The 20,657-nt window shown below is 41.2% G+C and carries 12 protein-coding genes and 3 pseudogenes (1 of these 15 cut by a window edge); 9 read left to right on the top strand and 6 right to left on the bottom strand.

All coding sequences use genetic code 11. The features are described from left to right. From LEP1GSC062_RS09670 to LEP1GSC062_RS23615, 3 genes are all read left to right on the top strand, one after another. On the top strand, positions 1–268 hold the 3' end of the coding sequence (locus LEP1GSC062_RS09670) for a pyridoxal phosphate-dependent aminotransferase (protein WP_020984031.1). The gene continues 845 nt to the left of window position 1, outside the view; only the last 268 of its 1,113 coding nucleotides appear in the window; the start codon falls outside the window, past its left edge; its stop codon occupies positions 266–268. Then, positions 252–1,103 (top strand): prepilin peptidase, encoded by an 852-nt coding sequence (locus LEP1GSC062_RS09665; RefSeq protein WP_020984069.1) that lies wholly within the window; start codon positions 252–254, stop codon positions 1,101–1,103. Before LEP1GSC062_RS09670 ends, LEP1GSC062_RS09665 begins: the two co-directional genes overlap by 17 nt. Before the next feature lie 516 nt (positions 1,104–1,619). After that, positions 1,620–3,308 (top strand): SWIM zinc finger family protein, encoded by a 1,689-nt coding sequence (locus LEP1GSC062_RS23615; protein WP_020984105.1) that lies wholly within the window; start codon positions 1,620–1,622, stop codon positions 3,306–3,308. An 840-nt stretch (positions 3,309–4,148) separates the two neighbouring features. On the opposite strand, the gene LEP1GSC062_RS09655 is transcribed toward LEP1GSC062_RS23615, so the two are convergent. The 5 genes from LEP1GSC062_RS09655 to LEP1GSC062_RS09635 all read right to left on the bottom strand — a co-directional run bounded on the left by LEP1GSC062_RS09655 (position 4,149) and on the right by LEP1GSC062_RS09635 (position 8,987). Next, entirely contained in the window at positions 4,149–5,369 is a 1,221-nt protein-coding gene (locus tag LEP1GSC062_RS09655; RefSeq protein ID WP_020984064.1) for a hypothetical protein, read from the bottom strand. Between the two features lie 66 nt (positions 5,370–5,435). After that, positions 5,436–6,155 carry an ABC transporter ATP-binding protein gene (locus tag LEP1GSC062_RS09650; RefSeq protein ID WP_020984068.1) on the bottom strand — a complete coding sequence of 240 codons (720 nt, stop codon included), beginning with the start codon at positions 6,153–6,155 and terminating at the stop codon, positions 5,436–5,438. A 1-nt stretch (position 6,156) separates the two neighbouring features. Further along, positions 6,157–7,395 carry an ABC transporter permease gene (locus LEP1GSC062_RS09645; protein WP_004500814.1) on the bottom strand — a complete coding sequence of 413 codons (1,239 nt, stop codon included), beginning with the start codon at positions 7,393–7,395 and terminating at the stop codon, positions 6,157–6,159. After that, positions 7,395–8,210 (bottom strand): efflux RND transporter periplasmic adaptor subunit, encoded by an 816-nt coding sequence (locus LEP1GSC062_RS09640; RefSeq protein ID WP_010578817.1) that lies wholly within the window; start codon positions 8,208–8,210, stop codon positions 7,395–7,397. The genes LEP1GSC062_RS09645 and LEP1GSC062_RS09640 overlap by 1 nt, the downstream gene beginning before the upstream one ends. A gap of 30 nt (positions 8,211–8,240) precedes the next feature. Further along, positions 8,241–8,987, bottom strand: coding sequence for a TetR/AcrR family transcriptional regulator (locus LEP1GSC062_RS09635; protein WP_020984056.1), 747 nt, complete (start codon positions 8,985–8,987; stop codon positions 8,241–8,243). Between the two features lie 323 nt (positions 8,988–9,310). Here LEP1GSC062_RS09635 and LEP1GSC062_RS09630 point away from each other — a divergent pair, with 323 nt between their 5' ends. Continuing rightward, entirely contained in the window at positions 9,311–11,299 is a 1,989-nt protein-coding gene (locus LEP1GSC062_RS09630; protein WP_010578815.1) for an LTA synthase family protein, read from the top strand. 851 nt (positions 11,300–12,150) lie between these two features. Here the strand turns inward: LEP1GSC062_RS09630 and LEP1GSC062_RS09625 are convergent. Beyond that, complete coding sequence (locus LEP1GSC062_RS09625; RefSeq protein ID WP_020984075.1) at positions 12,151–14,076, bottom strand: phosphoethanolamine transferase family protein; 1,926 nt, start codon at positions 14,074–14,076, stop codon at positions 12,151–12,153. 429 nt (positions 14,077–14,505) lie between these two features. Here LEP1GSC062_RS09625 and kdpA point away from each other — a divergent pair. The 5 genes and pseudogenes from kdpA to LEP1GSC062_RS09605 all read left to right on the top strand — a co-directional run bounded on the left by kdpA (position 14,506) and on the right by LEP1GSC062_RS09605 (position 20,654). Then, positions 14,506–15,544: pseudogene (kdpA, locus tag LEP1GSC062_RS09620) on the top strand (potassium-transporting ATPase subunit KdpA). Further along, positions 15,541–15,636, top strand: coding sequence for a hypothetical protein (locus LEP1GSC062_RS25830; protein WP_283159960.1), 96 nt, complete (start codon positions 15,541–15,543; stop codon positions 15,634–15,636). The pseudogene kdpA and the gene LEP1GSC062_RS25830 overlap by 4 nt, the downstream one beginning before the upstream one ends. Positions 15,637–15,646: 10 nt before the next feature. Next, positions 15,647–17,346 (top strand): annotated as a pseudogene (gene kdpB, locus LEP1GSC062_RS09615) (potassium-transporting ATPase subunit KdpB). Between the two features lie 98 nt (positions 17,347–17,444). Then, positions 17,445–18,029, top strand: a complete 585-nt coding sequence (gene kdpC, locus LEP1GSC062_RS09610; protein ID WP_010578812.1) for a potassium-transporting ATPase subunit KdpC — start codon at positions 17,445–17,447, stop codon at positions 18,027–18,029. Continuing rightward, positions 18,026–20,654: pseudogene (locus LEP1GSC062_RS09605) on the top strand (ATP-binding protein). Before kdpC ends, LEP1GSC062_RS09605 begins: the two are co-directional and overlap by 4 nt. Positions 20,655–20,657: the final 3 nt, after the last annotated feature.

The raw sequence follows: 20,657 nt of genomic DNA, 5'->3' as shown, positions 1-20,657 counted from the left end.
CATTGCGGACTACAAAGAAAAAAGAGACTTTGTATTTGAATCCTTAAAAGATCATTACGAAATTAACAAGAGCGAAGGTGCGTTTTATTTTTTCATTAAGATCAAAGAAAAAGACGACGACTTTATCGTTAGAGCCGTGAAAGAGAAAGAATTGATTCTGGTTCCGGGTTACATCTTTACCGAGTCCAAAAATTACATCCGTATCAGTTTCGCCTCCGAATGGGAAAATCTCAAGCGAGGAATCTCCGCACTTGTCGAACTTGCCTGATTCTCCGAGCTTTTGGATCGTTTTAGGTTTCGGAAGCTTCGGCGCGGCTTCCCTAGGAAGTTTTTACGTCACCCTAAGTTTTCGAATTTTAGAATATTACTACGGTAAAAACAGAAAATCGTTTTCGTTTTTCGAAAAATGGAAACGAATTTTTACCCATCCAAGTTCCTGCGATTACTGCAAAGCGGAGATCCGTTATCCGAAATTGTTGCCTATTTTTGGCTTTTTCATCTCAAAAGGTAAATGTCAATTTTGCAACGGTAGAATTCGTTCTCTTTTTCCTTTGATAGAATTCTCCTTTGTATGCGTTTTTATTTTCTGCTTTTCCTTAACCAAAAATCCTGCATTCAGTTTTGTCTTCCTGTTCCTCTGCGGCCATCTTTTGATCTCCTGCCTTACGGACGCATTTCACTTCTCCTTGGATTACGAAAATCTTCCTTGGATTTTATTTTTCGGAATCACATCCGCTTTTTTGTTCAACGGCAAATTGCCGGGTTTAAACGAACTTTATGTTTTGGGCTGTTTTTTTCTCGTGTTTTTGATCCTGTTTTTTTTATTTCCGGGTGGAATCGGGTTCGGAGACGTTTTGTTCGCTCCCGTTTACGCGTTGATCGCAGGTCATCCTTGGTGGATGTTCTTTTTAAACGCCTCCTACATTCCAGCAGTTTTGTTCACGGTTGTTCTTCGGGAAAGAGGAAAAAGTTTGCGCAAGGCCCCGATTCCTATGGGTTTGTATTTCGGAATCGGCCTAATTATCACTTTTTTGAGCAAGGTTCTCTTTGATTCCAACCTACTTCCGTTTACAATCTTTTCCGAATATTCAAATTCCGATTGATTTTTTCCCATTCCTATAAAATTAAGCACCTAAATGTTTATCACAAAGTCCCGTTTTCGATATAATCCAATGCGAAAGTAATTGAAGCGTAGGAGAACTCAGCACAACGCTTCCTCCTATGTTTCTTGTGTTAAGCCCTTCCGTTATTTTTTTTACATAAGATCATATTGAGCTAATTTCCGATTTAGTAAAATGACAGAGACGGAAGGACTTAACAAAGTCGGGTGATAACACCAACACTCCTGCAGAGCGACCTAAACACCGACCCAGAACGCGATCCATGGAGAGCCGTTCTGCTGAGTTATACCTTTCGCGATCCATGGAGAGCCGTTCTGCTGAGTTCCATTAAACTTTACTTGAATACTGTGAATTGCTTCCTAAGGGGCGCAATTCAGGGAGTGAGATGCTTTAGTTTCTTTTAGGACAAGTTCTTATAATAAATTCTTTTCGATGAATTATAATTATTCTTAAAAAATTTGTTGTAAAACTAATCAAATACGAAACATCAGAAAACTTATGCTAAGCCTCAAAAAAGCAAAAGAAGCTTTAAATCAAGTAACCAAATTACTACCTTCAGACACGATCATAAAAAGAGGAATCGAACTTTTTAACTCTGGAGAAGTTCACGATCTATTGGAAACGAAACAAAATCATTATTATATGAAAGTATTCGGAAATAGCGCCGTGTATGAATTAGAAATTCAAATTTCCTCACCCAAAAAAACGAAGGTGATATGTAATTGTCCATATGACATGGATGTCTATTGTAAACACGCGGTCGCTGCCATTTTACAAATTGTACTTTCCGGTTTTATCAATCGTAAAGATGAAACAAAACAACCAGAACTTTCAAAAATTCTTCCGAGTGTATCTCAAAAGGATCTCGTAAAATTTCTTTTAGAAAAAGCGGACTCAGATCCCCGTTTTTATAAGGAATTGACAATTTTTTTTTCACAATCGGATTCTAAATCAAGAGCTTCTTATCTGAAAGAAGCGACGCAAATTTATCATTCTTTTTTAGATGAATTTGGTTTCATAGATTATCAAACCAGTTTTAAGTTCCAAAGAGAAATGAATCGTTTTCTGGATCGGGCAAAAAGACTGTATCCAATAAAACCAAAAGAAGCTCTTTATATCGCTTCTGCCTGTGCAGAGATAGCGTTGGAGGCATCCATGAATATGGACGATACCAACCGTTATGCTATGGATGATCTGGTGACGGATGTTTTAGAAATGATTCAAAAATCAGTTCGAAAAAATCCGACATTATACGATGAAATCTTCGAAATTTGTCTTCATTTATACCGGCACAAAGCCACGCAAGATTTCGGTCTTTCAGATGATTATTATGATATCCTAATGTTATTAGATCTAAATTCCAAACAAATAAAACGACTTCAAAAGGTTTTGGAACGAGAACTAAATTATGCGAAAGACAAACCGTATCGTATGGAAAGAATCGTTACTGAAATTTATACACTTTTTGAAAAGTTTGGACAAAGTAAAGAAGGAATCGATTTACTGAATTCTCATATTGAACACTCGAAAGTACGTAAGATTTTTATAAATCAGGCAATTTTAAAAAATCAATTTTTACACGCCGAAAAATTAATCTTAAAAGGGATCCAAATTGCAAAAAAAGAAAAAAAAAGCGAGGCGGTCAATCAGTGGAAAAATGAACTTCTCAATTTGATGAAACGTCAAGGAAACACGGAATCGGTTCTTAAAATCGCAAAAGAACTTTTCTTAGATCTTTATCAAGATAATTATAAAAATATTATAAAACAAAATCTTTCCAAAGCCGACTGGAAAAAAGAATCCAATTCCATCGCGAAGTTTATAATTTCCAATTCTAAAAATATAAATGAACCAAATGCAATTCGGTTCTTACTCGAGGAGGGATTTTCAAAAGAAGCGTTCCAAATTCTCGAAAAGAAAAATTCGTATTTATTCTTTCAATTATATAAGGAACTTACAAAAATCGATCAGAAACAAACTATAAAAATTGGAATCGATTACGTCGAAAAAGAAGCGATTCATGCCAATTCCAGAAATCAATACAAGAAGCTCGTACAAACAATGAAACAAATCACTTCCTCTCCCGAGGGAAAGAATTCGGTTTCGTCACTGGCTAAACGACTTTCATTACAATACTCTCATAGATCGACCATGTTAGAAGAACTAAAAAAAGGAAAATTTATTTAACGTGAGTTCGATATAACAAAATGCGAAAGCGATTATATGTTTCGACCCGTAGGGAGAAACATTGAGTTAAATTCCGAAGGAATTGGAGCATTATGTTGCGATCGTAGGCAGCAACATTGAGTTAAAGCGCGGTCGCGAGCCATTTTATCTATGAAATTCGCAAGCTGCGACGACGACCCGCAGAGCGACCTAAACACCGACCCATAAGAAGGTGTTTGCTGAGTTCAGGAAAGCTCTGCGCCTGAGTTCAGGGAGTCGTTGCACTTTAGTTTCTTATTCGCCCAAACTTTCTTACGACCCTGCTCACGTTATTTAGAATTTTATAATTAACGCATTAACTCTAAAACCCAGAAATTCTCATATACGATTTTTTACGGCAAATTTTATTGTTCACTATAAAATTGTGTACCGTAAATTTTAATTACAAAACCCTGTTTCAAAACAAAATATTGGGTAACCATGTTATATAATTCTGAGTAGTTATAAAATGAACTCAATTCAAATCATCCAAAACCAAAGTTATTTTTAATTTAACGTGAGTTCAGTGGTTGAAAATGAGAAAGAGTTTTCTAAAAGTAGAAATCTTTACTTTTAGAATTTATTCGTAAAATCGAGATCTGTTCTAGTTCCCACAGATTACGTCGTATTGGCGGTTTTTCCTGTCGTTTAAAATTGTAGTAGTTCCTACATTTTGAGGTTTTGAGACGCGCTGTAAGTCTGAGTAGAAAAACTTTTACTACAAAAACATATTTTGACTTTCTTGGACAAATTGATACTATCGTTTACGTTAACAAAAATATTTCATTTACTTAGAAATTCTTTTTATAATAAACCAACGATTCAAAAATACACAACCCTCATATCCACACCACCGTGAGTGACATGAATCGTATTCGTTTTAATTCCCATATTACGAATCAAAACGGACCAACACTCTTCGTTCGGGCAAAGTACAAAACCGCCGATCTCGGAGGGAAGTTCCCACCAATGTGTCAATCTTTCACCCAACTTTCTATAAAAAGCGCTCGAAGAACCAATTCCCAACCTGAGTCCGTAAGGCGGATTGAAAAACATCCAGATCCGTTGACGTTTTCCTAAGGTATTCCAAACTTCCTGCGGAGAAAACAGAAAAAAGTCGCCTTCATTTTGAACAAAACGAAAAGAATCTAAAAACCCGGATTGATTTAGAAAATCCTGATATACGTTCATTCTATTTTTTGTATATTCGAAAGTTTCCCCGTTCAACTCGTTCCACCAGATTCCGATCGTGCTCTCAATGGAATTCTTCAGCGTTTTCTTCTTTAAAAAATCCCAGGTCGCGCTCGGAAATTCCTCCATATCCTGAAATAGATACTCCCTCGAATAATGGGGAAAGCAGATTCCTAAAATCGAATCCACAGATTCCCGAATGAATGTCCCGGTTCCCGCAAACGGAACAAAAACCGCATCTGGGTTAGGGAGAATTTTGTGCATTCTCTCGACCAAATATCTCGCCAGGTCTTCTCGAATCGGAGCGGACTTGGAGAGAAATTGAAAATTTCCCCTTTGATTGAGAGGCTCTCCGGAAAGACTAACGCTTAAAATGATTTCGTCCTCCACCAGAAGCGCGCTGAGTTCCGTAGTTCTATGATTTTCGGAATTTGCGGCAACTCCGGTTTCCCAAAGCGTACTCAAATTCTCAGGAGTCCATTCGGCCCGTCCCTTAACCTGGGGACGAAATTTGAGATTCCATTTCTCCGGAAGAATTTTAGATTTTCTTAATGAAGATTCGAATTCCAGAAAAGAAAAGGACCGCTTGAACGGATACATTCCCAAATTCAATCGAAAATCCCTTGTCCAAGGAATTCTTACTAATAATTCGAGTGCCTGTCTAAAGTTCGCATTCTCAAGCAAAATCTTTCCGGGCAAAATCTTTAAAAACGGAGTTTGTGCTTTTGGAAGATAAGAATCCGAGATGATCTTTTTCGCGATCTGTTCGGTTTCTTTGGAAGATCCCGTTGGAAGTAAATACTCCCATCTTCTCAACTGACCCGATTTAAACTTTGGAAACTTCCAGCGCATAAAACGCAGAATGAAAAATGAGGATTTGAATGCCTATCTGAAAAATTTTTCCCACTCTAGAAGTATTCAGACACGTTCTTTTTTTCCGTTTTTTTTGAGCGTTTCGAATTCTTTCAAAGATACGACCTGACCGTCCACAAGATGGATCTGTCTTTTCGTTTTCGAAGCGAAATCCGAATCGTGAGTGACCACAAGAATCGTAGCTTTTGTTTCTCGATTGACCTTTTCGAGTATGTTCATAACCACCTTTGTGTTCGTAGAATCCAAGGCCCCCGTAGGTTCATCGGCAAAAATGTATTTCGGATTCATCACAAGTGCGCGTGCGATCGCCACTCTCTGCGCCTGGCCACCGGACAAACGACCGATTCGATAGTCCATTCTATCCTTCAGATCGAATTCCTCCAATAGATATTCCGCATAACTTTGACATTTCTTTAAAAGTCCGGCTTTTCTTGCGGGCATCAAAACGTTTTCGATCGCGGTGAACTCGGGCAATAAGTAATGAAACTGAAAGATGAACCCCATTCTTTTATTTCTAAAATCGTGGATTTCTTCCTCGTCCATCCGATAGATATTTTTTCCGTCGACCTCGACCGTTCCCGAACTCGGAGGATCCAAGGAACTAATCATATACAAAAGCGTGCTCTTTCCGGAACCGGACTTTCCCGTTAGAGAAACATAATCTCCTTCCTCGATATCCAAGCTGACCCCTTTGATGATTTCCGAATTACCGAAAGTTTTTCTAAGATCATTTACGGAGACTCCAGTGCGTCTTGTTGTTTGCATCCTATTCTCCTCGTATGATTTCGATCGGTGATAGTTTTCCGGCGGATCTTGCGGGAATCCAACTCGCGATCAAAGTGGCGACCATCGATTGCACAAACGCCTGTAGGTAAATCGCGGGAGCAAAAGAAATGACCATCGTTGTAGCTTTTGCAGAAAAAAGCGGATTTGTAAACGGAAGCGTTTCGATTCTAATACAAGCCAAAAATCCGATCAACAATCCGATAATTCCTCCGGAAAGCCCTAAAATCAGACCTTGTAACAGAAAAATCATCAACACCTCATTCGGTCTGTAACCGATGGATCTAAGAATCGCAATCTCCCTTTTTTTCTGATTGATAATTACATTCAGAATATTGTATATTCCAAATCCGGCAACCGTCAAAATAGCGGCCGTCATGGAATATCGAATCGCGTCCTGAAGTTTAAAGATGGCAAAAAAACTCGTATTCGCTTCCTGCCAGCTTACAACTTTTTCGTCTCCCGTATTTCTCCATTCTTCCGCTTTCTGAAGCGAAAGATTTACGTCCTTCAGGCGAACGGCTATATCCGTGACCATTCCGGACTGAGCCGTTAAAAGTTGAACTTCGGATAACAATCCATAGGCGATACTATCATCGAGAGCCTTGTTTCCGGAACGAAAGATTCCGGCAATCCGAAACGGAGTTTTGTCCTGATAGCCGGAAGAAATCCATACCGTTTTGTTCAATCCGAGTCCGAGAAGTTTCGCAAGCCCATCTCCTAAGATGATTCTATTTCCCGCGGATAAGGATTCCACACTTCCTTCCGTAATATAATCGGCGAGAGGCGTGACTTGAATCTGTCTGGATGGAATGATTCCTATAATCTTTCCGGCTTCCTGGTTGGAACCGGAAAAAAGGAATACTCGTCCGCTTACCTGCGGAGAATACGCCTGCACCTCTTTATCCCGATCCAATCGTTCATACCAGAGACTTGCTTTGCTTAGATGTGTGGAACCGCGTTTTCCGGAAGGAGGGGAAAGCCAGAATACGTTTTCTCCGGGAAACAAATCGTCCATAGAATTCGCTTGAATGATTTCTTGTCTAGGACTTATTCGTACATGACAATCCGCGTTGATCAGCTGATCGACAAGATATCCTCTAAATCCGAGAAGAACTCCGGAAATGATGATAAAAGCGGCCGTGCCCAAAACGATTCCCGAAAGTGTCGTCAGGGTTTGTTTTCCTCTGACGAGCATTTGCCTGATTGCGATAAACAACATTACGGTACCTCTGAAAGTTTATCTCCGGCTTGAACATCCCCTTCTTTCACTTCGATAAATTGCTCCGATTTTAATCCGGGCGTAAAAGGAATCTCTATCGATTTACCATTTCTGAATATTATAATTTTACGTTTCTTTTCGTATTTCCTAGGAACAAGAACCACGTTTTCCCTATTTCCGATTTCGATCGCGACATCCGCACTCATTCCGGGAAGAACACCTTCGGGAAAATACGCCGTTTCTATCCTTGCAAAGAACTGACCGGCTCGCGAAAATGTTCCCTGTACACGTCCTTGTGCGACCTCGTTCGGCTTTCCTTCAAAACGGATCAATGCCTTTTGTCCCTTACGAACCGAAAGTAGAACCTGTTCATCAAGCGCTACGATAAGATATTTGGATCCTATTCCCAGAACTTCGATCGCGAGAAGATTTTGAAAGGCCACTTCCCCCTCGTGATAACCGACATCGGAAACGATCCCTCGAATCGGAGAACGAACAATGGTCGCTCCTTCGAGTTGAAGCAAAGCTTGACCCGGTACTACTTCGTCCCCTTCCAAAACAAAAACCTTCGTAATTTTAGTCGGAACTCCGACTCTGAATCGAAACGTATTCAAAGAATGAACGGTCCCAAGCCCGTAAACCTTCTCCGCAACCGGACCGAGAACAGCCACGTCTTCCGCCTTATTTTTTCCCTTCGTAGATAGGAATAGAAACAAAAACAAAACAGGAAGAAGCGGCAAAAGAATTCGAAACGGAAGACGCAAGGATCGATATACAGAAAACCAATATTTTATTTTATGGATTAAAACATTCATACAAATTCCCGATAAGAATCGGCTCCGATACTAAGATTTCTTTTTTTTCTTCACTTTCGTCGTTGCAGAGATAGGCGACTTCTTCTTGGTTCGAGGTTTCAAAGCCAGTTCCTCTTTCGTTTTAGGCCTAAGTCCTCTTACTATAAATTCGATTGTTCTCTTCAACTCCACTTCCCGATCCCAGTAGCCTTCCGCCTCCGGTCTATAGAGAATTTCCGTAAATAAGACGTATCCGGCAAGGTTAGACGCAATAAAACGAAATACGGAATCAATCGGTAGCTCCGCAATCATTCCCCTTTCTTGAAAGTTTTTAAGGCATTCCTTAAGCTTAGGCGCCAGCTTTTCTTTGAAAACTCGTTTCAAAACGGCTTGAATCTCGAACGTGATAAAAGCTTCTTGAAAAATGATTCGAACCAGATGCCTATTTTTTACTATGAACGCTACCCTTTCTTCGAAAATCGCAGTAAGAAATTCCTCTAAAGTCGAAAACTCCTGAGTAAAGATCGCCTGCAGTCTTTTGAGCGAAAGCGGTGCAATAAAATCTTCCAGGATTGGCAATACTAAACTTAGAAGAAGTTCCTTTTTACTCTTAAAATATTTGAAGATCAACCCTTCCGCGACTCCGGCCTTTTTGGCGATTTCTCCCGTGGTTGCGGCAGAAAAACCTTTTTGAGCAAATATCTCAACCGCTGCCAAAAAGATTTTTTTTTGGCCTTCCGGCCAATTCCGATCAAGTTCGATACTATTTTGCACTTCTTCTTGTGCTTGCAAATCCATGGTGAGTGATTACTCACTTATTATTGAGACACATAAAAATTTGTCAAGACTCAAATTCTTTTTGATTCCCGATTTTTCATGACTTTAGTTTCACAAACTTGAAACTCAATTTTTGTACCACAAAGGGACACTTGTAACGACAACAGAAGTAACGTACCGATCCGTTTGTGACGGCAGAACTCAAAAAATGTATTTTTAGGAATCGTATCCGAGCAAAAATATTTTTGACTTGAGCGTCTACCTCCACTTAAACCTATTATAACTATACGTTTTGAGAATCCGGTTTCAATTCTCAATCCATATCATACGCAAAAAGAGCCAGAATGTTTCAACGTATCCCCACCCACTTAAAACTCGTCTTAGGTTATGTTCTCTACTTCGCTCTCATCCTCTTCCTATACAAGATCGCGTTTCTTTCGGTCTATTGGTACCGGCTCCAAGGTGTTCCTTTCGGAGAAGTTGTACTCGCGTTTCTTTTAGGTTTTCGTTTCGACCTTGTCGTGATCGGAATGACCCTGGGATTGTTCGCTCTTCTTTCCGTATTGCCCTACTTAAATCGATTCAAACTATATCGCTTTTTTTGGGGATACACTCCGATCCTTTTGGGAATTTGGATGATCGCACATCTGATCGCGGACATCATTTATTTTGAAAACGCAAACAAACATATCGGCTATGAAGGATTCGTATTTCTCGGAAAAGACTTAGGTGTAATTCTTAAATCGGCGTTGGAGCAAAACACGGTTACGTTTTTGATCGGAATCGCATTCCTACTGTTTTTTCTTCCCTTATCGACATGGTTATTTCTCAAATACAATCCGTACCGATACCGGAAGGAATCTTGGAAATCCGCATTGTTTCAGGTCCCGATCGTTTTGATCGTTACAATCATCGCAATCCGAGGAGGCGTTCAAGAATCTCCCATAAGAGCTACGAATGCGATCGTTTCCGGAAATAACTTCGTAAACAATATCGCACTCAACGGAGTTTTCACTTCGATCATGGATTTAAAAAGTCAGTCCATTCCGAAATTCTTAAAATTGGAAACGGAGGAAGCAATCAAGATCGTACGGAAAGAAATTTCCTATCCGGGCTCGGAATTTGTCAGCGATAAATATCCAATCTTACGCGTTCAACAGGAAACCAATCCCGGAACTCCTCCCAATGTAGTCTTAATCATGCTTGAAAATTGGACGGGAAAATTTATCAAACCGATTTCAAACGGGCTTGTGGAAGGAAAGGAAGTCACACCGTATTTCAATCAACTCTTAAAAAAAGGAAGATTCTACAATCGGTTCATCGCCTCCGGCGGAAGAACCACAAATGGAATGATGTCGATTCTCACTGGAATTCCAGATCGTCCTGGTCTGACCGTAGTGAGAACACATCAGGTTCTCGGAAACTTTTCGGGTATCGGTAATATTTTCAAAAGAATGGGCTACGATACTTATTTCGTGACCGGTGGAGATTTAAGTTTCGACAACAAAAGTACCCTTATGCCTCACTGGGGTTTTGATACCGTACTCGGGGAAAAGGAAATCGCAAAGTTAGGAAGATTTCAACTAGGCGCCTGGGGATACGACGACGCAGACGTATTACAATTATTGCATGAACGTATTTCCGCTTCTAAAAAACCGATTTTAGGTCTTGCACTGACCCTGACGACCCACTACCCCTACAGAAGTCCTTCGGAAAAATTCGGGATTTTTGATCCCTCCACAAGAGACTACGATTTTTTGAACGTTTACAATTACGCAGATTGGGCGATTCATAATTTTATCACCCAGGCCGAAAAATCGAAATACTTCAAGAACACTATTTTCGTTTTCGTTGCGGACCATACACATCATAGATATCTGGATTACTACGAAGATAGAAACGTTCCGTTTCTGATCTATGCTCCGGGAAGAATAGCCCCTGCGTTAGACGAAACTATTGCTTCCCAATTGGATGTAATTCCGACAATCCTGGGACTTGTCGGTAAGAAGGCGGTTTTTTCCTCTATGGGAAGAAATCTTTTAGCTCCGGGAAGGACTCAAACAGCCTACTTTGCTTATGGAAATTTATTCGGCTGGATCGAAAATGATCTTTTTTATTTGAGATTTTTCGACGGGAAAGAAGATCTTTCCTACAATATCAATCCGCCTCGTGAGAAGAACAACTTCTGCGACCGGGATCCGAAGGTCTGCGATGAAATGAGCAAAAAGGCAAAGGCATACCTAAACTTAAGTTACGAATTGTTGAATCAAAATATCGTTTTTCCTTCGGAAACCGAACTGCAAAAAGTAGTATCTACCAAAACGAATCCATAAGCAATATATAGGAAGATTCGCTCGCAAAATACCACCGCAAACGAACTGCTACGTTTATACTTCTATATTTTTTCCTATCGAGTCGATACCAACGCTCCAGTTGTCGTCGCGGGAACTTACTTAACGTGAGTTCGGCGTAAGAAAGTTTGGGCGAATCGCTCGCGAATTTCATAGATAAAATGGCTCGCGACCGCGCTTTTCGCTCCAATTCCTTTGGAATTTCCACTACAATCGCTTTCGCATTTTGTTATACCGAACTCACGTTACTTAACGTGAGTTCGCGAAAAAAGTTTGGGCGAATAAGAAACTAAAGTGTCGCACTTTCTAAGGGCACCACAAGTACTTGAATCCAAAGATAAATCTGTCGGAATTACGACAATCTTCTGTGAAACTTACGCCCCAGAACGCGCCCTAAACACCGACCCATAGGAAGGTGTTTGCTGAGTTCAGGAAGCGTTCTGCCTGAGTTTCCCCTGATTTTTGGGTGATTGAAGTATATCGAACTCACGTTAACTAAAGTGTCGCTCTCTAAACTCAGTGAAACGGCTTCCTAAGGGACGCGTTTCAGATCGCAACATAAGAATCGCTTTCACATTTGTTAACTTACGTTACTTATCAAACACAAAATCGCCGGATTCAAGAGACGAAAAACCAAAATCCGTCCTAAAACCTAAAACGGGAAAACTATCACAAAATGAGGATCGATCTGTCGGTATAGATAAATGCGCTTTTTGTTAAATTACAAAAGAATGATATTCCTCTTCTAAAACTCTTTTATCTCACTCTCGCAGGAAATTTCGATCAATTCAAAATCAAAAAGAAGTCGTAAATAACGAAATTATCCCTAAGGATCAAAGTTTAATTCCGGAAACGGCGTAAAGATCATTGCATAAACCGCATTCATCCAATTGTCTACGGATCTCTCGTTTTTCTTCCAAACTCAGGCCGGGCCAGAGATTCTTTTTTTCATACGGATCGGTTCGAATATCATAAACTTCTTCATCGGGTGGAAACGAATTGAGGCGAAGCATATAATGCAAATTTCCTTTTATATAACTCATTCCAACTCTATAAAGAGAAGTTTCGTTATTATTCGCGATAAAAATACGACGACCTTCCGGAAGATCCGAAAGTAGGGAAGCCCCTTCCAATTTCGAAAGATAACTTTTTATCTCGGGTTGATTAGAAACACCTAATATTTCCGCGACAGTCGGTATTAAATCCGTATTGGAAACGTTTTTATCAATATTCCTTTTTAAGCGCTCCCGAAAATGATTTTTTTCCAAGGAATTCGGCAGGAAAAATACCATCGGAACCGCCAAAGTTTCGATATGATTACTTTCTATATGACCGATATAGTTGTGTTCGAAAAGAGCCTCTCCATGATCGGAAGTGAAGATCACAAGAGTATTTTCCATCAGCTTTTCTTCATTCAAAAAATGGAATACTTTTTCCAAAAGATGATCCAAATAACGGACGGAATTATCGTAGGGTGCGAAGGTATCCTTACCGACCGGGAAATAAACAAATTCTTCCGGAACGATGTACGGAAAATGATTCGTGTTCAAATGTAAAACTCCGGCAAAGTTACGGCCTTTGCTTTTGAGAAGTTTCACCTGATTTTGAAATTCGGTCACCGTTTTACGATCATCAATCCCTATATCATTAAAAACGCCAAGTCCGCTGATTTCCTTATTCCATAAAAAATCGATTCCCGCGTTTTTAAAAAAACCTGAAAAATTATTCCAACGAAAACTATGACTCGAAATGTAAAACGTGGAAAGCCCCGCAGCCTTTCCGTATTCCCAAAACAAAGGAAAACTATGAGTCATAGAAACAGGTTGAATCGGAGACACTCCCGACAACAAACTCGGAACCGAAATCAAAGTAGAACTTGCGTTCGAAAACACCTTTTGAAAAACCACAACGGATCCATTCTGAGTGTTTTGCGTCCAACGATTCAAAAACGGAGTCGTGTCCTTACCGTAACCATAAAGAGCCATATTCTTTCTACGAAGACTCTCTCCAAGAATGATTAAAATGTTTTTTCGAAACGGATTCGGACTTTTGTTCAACTTCGGCTTATTTCTCGATTGTAGTCCCGCGGAACCGAGTCGATCTCCCGTAAGAATATTGTAAATGTTCCGATTGATAAACGAAATCGAATTCGTGTCCGAGACGTAAATCTGGTCGTTGAATCGTGTATTGTTGTGAAAAAAAGCGGTAAGAACAAGAACCCCAAAAAATAAACCTGAATAGATACTCCTCGTAAATCGAACCGGTTTAAAATTCGAGGACACAACCCTCAAACTAACAAATACCAAAATGAAAATAAGTAAGAAACCTATCAGACTCGAAATCGTAAGTCCGCCCTTGAAGATGGTCCAACTATTAAACGGTTCTTGAAAAATATAAGAAAAAACGAAGAAGTTCGGCATGATTCCCGCATATAGAAAATATCCGTAAGAACCGATTATACAACTCGAATAACCGAAGGCGGAAAATATCAGGACGCTCCAATACGCTTTTCTCTTTGACGCAGACGAAAGAAAAGCAAGAGAAAAAAGCAACAGAGAATAAATCAAAATCGAATAAAAGAAAGAAAGGAGATAATAATACCACTGTAAAACCTCCATCTGACTCAGAACTTTCCACCGTAGTCCGAGATCTACAAATAGGATCAGAGACGGAATGAGAAAAATGAAAAAAAATCTGAATCCGGACTCGGAAATAAAAGAATGAAAATTATCCCATTTTTGTCTGAATAAAAAAAACAAAAAATACTCCGTTCTTGCTTGAAATAAAACCGATCTTATCTTGATACGAAATTTTATTTTTTATTCGGATCATAAATCGGAAGGGAAACAAACATTCCAAACTCCATATAGTAAGCAATTGCTTACATGTTTATCTTTAAGAACGTCTTAGAAATCAAGTTTTTTTCAAACGGATTTTAAAAAATACTCTTCCTTTACAAAACGGGAGTCTCCGAATTTTATAATTGATTTAAGGAAATCTGATATTCTATCTTGAATTGGACCGGTCTCTCTCTATCGATAAATCCGAGTAAACTTCTCCCGCTTAAAACCCGAACCTGCTTTCGGTTTCAAATCATGCCCGTTTGCCCTGAATCCTAACAACTTCTTAACTTCGTTTTCCGCTCTTTAATCCGAGGAATCTTATACGTTCTTTTTCCTTTAGCCTTTGTGCTCTCTTTAACGTTAGTCGCAACTGTGGTGGTGCAGACGTTTTCGAGTTACGTAACCGCGAACACGTTGGAAGGAGCACAACAAATCATCCCATTGGGATCCGCGGCTTCTCAGATCGCGATCAAACAATTAGGGACAAACGGAGGAGGATTTTTCGGAGTCAACAGCGCGCATCCTTTCGAGAATCCACTCCCCTTTCCAATTTCTTTCAGATGTTTTCCATCCTGATTCTTCCCGGAGCCTGCGTGTTTTTATACGGAAGAATGATCGGAAATATCAGACACGCATGGGTCATTTTCAGCGTGATGTTCACCGTTTTTTGTGTCGGAGTAATTACCGTTTGGTTCTTTGAATCTTCCTACAATCCTCTTTGGAGATCATACGGTTTCTGGGAAGGAAAGGAGGTTAGGTTCGGAATTTTAAACAGTGCGATCTGGGAGGTAGCCACCACGGTGGCGTCTAACGGTTCTGTCAATTCCATGCACGACAGTTTTTCTCCGATCGGCGGTTTAGTAGGAATGTTGAATATACAACTGGGAGAAGTCATCTTCGGAGGAGTCGGAGCCGGAATGTACGGTATGGTTCTTTTTATTCTTCTTACCGTTTTTTTGAGCGGCATCATGGTGGGAGAAGTCCCGAATATCTCGGTAAAAAAATAGAAAAGAGAGAAATCCAAATGTCTATCTTGGGAATTCTTTTACCCTCCACCGTCATTCTTCTTTTTACCGAAATCTCGGTGAGTTTACCGGACACGTTATCCTCTCTGTCAAACCGAGGACCGCACGGTCTTTCCGAAATTCTTTACGCGTTCTCGTCCGGTGCGGGAAACAACGGAAGCGCGTTTGCAGGTTTGAACGCCAACACTCCGTATTACAATTCTATGATAGGACTTGCGATGTTGATCGGAAGATTCGGAGTCATTCTCCCTATCCTTGCGATCGCGGGAAGCGCCGCGGTTAAAAAAAATCGGAGATCGTTTCGGAAGGTTCCTTTTCGACGGAGGGAGGAACGTTTTACGTTTTACTTCTTTCCGTGATCGTGATCGTAGGCGCATTGACTTTTTTTCTCGCATTGACGATCGGACCGATACTGGAACATTTCCTAATGTTACAAGGCAGAACTTTTTAAGGAGAATCGGATGAGCCGTAAATCGAAAGCCATTTTAGAATCTGGAGTTTTAAAAGAAGCGACCGTAAATACATTCAAAAAATTGAATCCACTTTCTCAGACCAAAAATCCGGTGATGTTCATCGTTTTTTTAGGAGCGCTTTTTACTACCTGGATTTTTGCCAAAGACTTATACCACGGAATCTATTCTTCCTTTAACCTGCAGATCGGTTTGTGGTTATGGTTCACGGTTCTTTTTGCGAATTTTGCGGAAGCGATCGCGGAAGGAAGAGGTAAAGCCAGAACCGACAGTCTCAAAAAAACAAGATCCAATATCGTCGCCAAAAAACTCGTAGACGGTAAGGTCATTCCGGTTCCGGGAACTCCCTTAAAAATCGGCGACTCAGTGTTATGCGAACCGGGCGATCTGATTCCGGGTGACGGAGAAGTTATAGAAGGAATCGCGAGCGTGGGCGAATCCGCGATCACAGGAGAATCCGCTCCCGTAGTCAGGGAAAGCGGAGGAGATCGAAGCGCGGGAGATATAGACATTCTTCTTTTGGACAAAACGGGAACGATCACGTTAGGCAACAGAGAAGCGAGGACATTCTTCCCCGCAAAAGGAGTGGAAAAAAAATATCTCGCGGACGTAGCGCAACTTTCCTCTCTCGCGGACGAAACACCCGAAGGCAGATCCATTGTCGTATTAGCAAAAAAGGAATTCGGAATCCGAAAAAGAAATCTCACCGAGATGGAAGCCGAATTTATTCCGTTCAGCGCCTACACGAAAATGAGCGGACTCAATCTAAAAAAAGAAGGAGTAGTGACCCGAAGAATCCGGAAAGGAGCGGGTGACGCGATCAAAACCTATCTCCATAACTTCAGTCAAAAAATTTCTCCCGAAATGGAAGAAGTCATTCAAAGGGTTTCGCAAAAGGGAAATACTCCGATCCTCGTCGCCGAAGACGACAAACTCTTGGGAGTGATCGAACTCAAGGGCATCGTCAAAGGAGGTTTGAAGGAAAGATTTGTAAGTCTTCGTAAGATGGGAATCAGAACCGTTATGATCACTGGAGACAATCAACTCACTGCCGCGGCGATTGCCGCGGAAGCGGGAGTGGACGACTTCTTAGCAGAAGCGACTCCGGCAACCAAGCTGAAAAAAATCAGAGAACAACAAAGCAAGGGTTATCTCGTCGCGATGATCGGAGACGGACAAACGACGCTCCAGCGCTCGCTCAATCGGATGTGGGTGTTGCGATGAACACCGGAACTCAAACCGCAAGAGAAGCGGGTAACATGATCGACCTCGACAACAATCCGAGCAAGCTCATCGAGATCGTTGAAATCGGAAAACAACTTCTGATGACGAGAGGAGCGTTGACCACTTTCAGTATCGCAAACGATGTCGCAAAATACTTCGCGATCCTTCCCGCTTTGTTCGGAGCTTTTTACGCGACTACGGACGCGCTCAACGGTCCCTTATCCGTTCTCAACCTAATGCATCTCAGTTCTCAGAAGAGCGCGGTTCTCAGCGCGGTCATCTTCAACGCGTTGGTCATACCCGCTTTGATTCCTTTGGCGTTAAAGGGAGTGGCTTATAAACCGTTAGGAGCGGACAAAATATTAAAGCGAAATCTTTTGATCTTCGGTTTAGGCGGAATTCTTACTCCGTTTTTAGGAATCAAATGTATCGACATGATCTTAGTCTTATTACTCATCCCTACATAATAGAGTGTCCAGAATTCTACATCTAAACGGGGATTTGTGCTAAAATTGGCGGTACTCCTTTATATAGAGATCAGTAGGACTCAATTGAGGAGAACTCTATGTTAAACACGGTATCGATAGCGATCAGAACACTTTTGTCACTTACATTTATCACCGGAATTTTTTATCCGATCGTCATTACAGGGTTTTCAGAACGTTTTTTTCCTGTCCTAGCAAACGGAAGTTTGATACAAGTCGACGGCAAAATCGTAGGCTCGGAATTGATCGGTCAACGGTTTACAAAAAACGAATATTTCTGGTCGAGACCTTCTGCGGGAGATTACGCGACGGTGGCTTCAAGCGCGTCTAATTTAAGTGCGACTAACGCATCCTTAAAGGCAAAAGTCGAAGAAAGAAAAAAGTTCCTTTTGACAAAACATCCGAATCAGAAGTTCGTTCCTCCCGATCTATTGTTCGCCTCCGGTTCCGGATTGGATCCCCATATCAGTCCCGAATCCGTTGAGTTTCAGACGAATCGGGTTATAACCGCGAGAAGATTGACTCGGGAACAGATCCTTCGATTTCAAAAAATCATAGAACAATCGACGGAACGACCGGCGTTCGGTTATATCGGAGAAAAACGAGTCAACGTACTTCGATTGAACTTGAAATTGGATGATGAATTCGGAAAAATCAAAGAATGACCGACTGGAGCGAAAAATCCAAATTGGATCCGGACGAACTTCTCCGCAAGATCCAAGCCGAAGAAAAGAAATCCATTTCGGGAAAATTGAAAATCTTTTTCGGTATGGTCGCCGGGGTCGGCAAAACCTACGCGATGTTAAACGCAGCGCGCGCTCTTAAAAAAGAAGGAGTGGACGTGGTTGTGGGTTACATCGAAACCCACGGAAGAAAGGAACGGAGAATTGTCGGAAGGACTGGAAATTCTTCCTCGAAAAAACATAGAACACAGAGGAATCCGATTCGAAGAGATGGACATAGACGCAATTCTCAAAAGAAAACCCGAGATCGTCCTGGTCGACGAATTCGCGCATACGAACATACCGGGAAGCAGACACGTAAAGCGTTATCAGGATGTCGTCGAAATTTTAAATCACAGTATAAACGTATTCACAACTTTGAATGTTCAACATTTGGAAAGTCAAGTGGAGGCCGTCGAAAAGAACACTTCCGTAAAAATCAGAGAAACGATTCCCGATGCTGCTTTGGACGTAGCCGACGAAATTCTGTTGATCGATCTTTCTCCGGACGATCTCAGAAAACGTCTACAGGAAGGAAAAGTCTACGTTCCCGAAAAAGCGAACATCGCGGTGGATCATTTTTTTAAACAGGAGAATCTTACTTTTCTCCGAGAGACCGCGCTCAACTACACCGCACGACACGTAACCACTTCTCCCGACTCCGTGAAGTTCAGGGAAAAAATTCTAGTGGCGATCAGCGCGAGTCCGAACTCCTATTCCTTATTACGTTATGCGAAACGTCTCGCCTACGAAAGAAACGGAGAATTGTTCGCGATCTACAATCAGACAAGGGAAAATCTTTCCAAGGAGAATATCAGTCAGCTTGAAAAGAATCTGAACTTTGCGAGAGAACTATGTTCCGAGATTCTTTACGCCGCCGACGAAGATCCGGTGGACGCCGTTCTTCGCATAGCCGAACAAAAGAACATAACGCGTGTAGTCTTGGGAAAACCTCCTATGTCTTGGTGGAAGAAATGGAATTCCCCCTCTTCCAAACTCGCGAGAATCACGTCGAACTTCGAACTCTGTCTTGTCCCTTACGATCATCATACTTCTTTTTCAGGAGAAGAATCCGTACTGAGCCGCTTCTTAAGAACTTCATCGGGTGGGAAACAATACGTCGCATCGGTCGCATTGATTTTATTGGCGACTTGTATCAGTCTTTTTTTAGAACCTCTCACGGGTTACTGGAGCATTTCCTTTTTATATTTATTTTTCGTATCGGGAATCGGAGCCGTTTTTTCCAAAGGCCCGACGGTCTTGGCGGGTTTATTATCCGGAATCTTCTGGGATTTTTTATTCATTCCTCCCCGATACACTTTCTTTATCGAAAAACTGGAAGACGTTTTGATGTTCGGTTCTTTTCTTTTTATCTCGATCATCATCGGAAACGTCACTTCCAGGCTGAGACAAAAAGAAAAAGTATTAGTAAACCTTGAATTACGTTTGACCACGTTATTCGAGCTTTCCAAAGAATTGGGACACGCAAGAGACATCCGTCAAATCGCCCAGATCGGTGCGGATTATCTCAAAAAAAATTTTCAAACGGACGTCGCGATTCTTTTGGAAAATCAGGGAAACATAGATTCTAATTCTTCCAAGGCCGGTAATTTTTTTCCGGACGCGAAAGAAACTGCGGTCGCAAACTGGACATATAAGAACAAAATCTCCGCGGGAAAATTTACGGATACGCTCTCCTTATCTTTGGGAACTTATTTTCCGATGATCGCTCCCGGAAAAATCATCGGAGTGATCGGCATCGTTCTAAGTGAAAGACTAAATCTCGATCAGGAAAATCTTTTGCTCACGATGGGAAATCAGATCGCGCTTGCGTTGGAAAGAGAATTGTTATCCGAAGAGACACGAACCAGATATCTCGCAAATCAATCCGAACGTCTATATACGATCATCTTTAATTCCCTTTCTCACGAACTGAAAACTCCTCTCTCCGCGATACGAGGCGCGGTCACGGCGCTTTTAGAACCGGAAATAGACAAATCATCGACGGCGCGCATAGAATTGTTAAACGAAATCAACGAAAGCAGTATGATCCTGAATCTTCTTCTCGGCAATCTACTGGACATGAGTCGTTACAAATCCGGTTTTTTAAAATTGAGAATGGATTGGCACGATCCTTCCGATCTTGTGCGCGTAGTAGTACGAAGACTCAGACAAACCGTTAAGAGCAGCAGTTGTGTGATTCATCTTCCCGAAAATCCGATTCCCACTTGGATGGATTTTACTCTGATGGAGCAGGCTCTATTCAACGTAGTTTTCAACGCGGTTCAGATTTCTCCGGAAGGATCTCCCGTTGTCATCGAACTTCTTCCCGATAAGGATAAGATGAAATACGTTGTGGAAGACAACGGCCCCGGAATTCCGGAAGAAGAACTTGATAAAATCTTCGAGAAATTTTATCGAAGTAAAAATCAAAGTCACATAGGAAGCGGACTCGGTCTTTCGATCAGCAAGTCCATCATGGAAACTCACGGAGGAACTTTGATCGCAGAAAACCGAAAAGAAGGAGGGGCCAGGTTTTGTATCGACATTCCGGTAAAACCGGGTTGAACC

The sequence above is a fragment of the Leptospira alexanderi serovar Manhao 3 str. L 60 genome, from assembly GCF_000243815.2.
Classification (GTDB): Bacteria; Spirochaetota; Leptospiria; order Leptospirales; family Leptospiraceae; genus Leptospira; species Leptospira alexanderi.
Note: the sequence above shows the minus strand (reverse complement) of the source record. Positions and strands in the feature narration are given on the sequence as shown.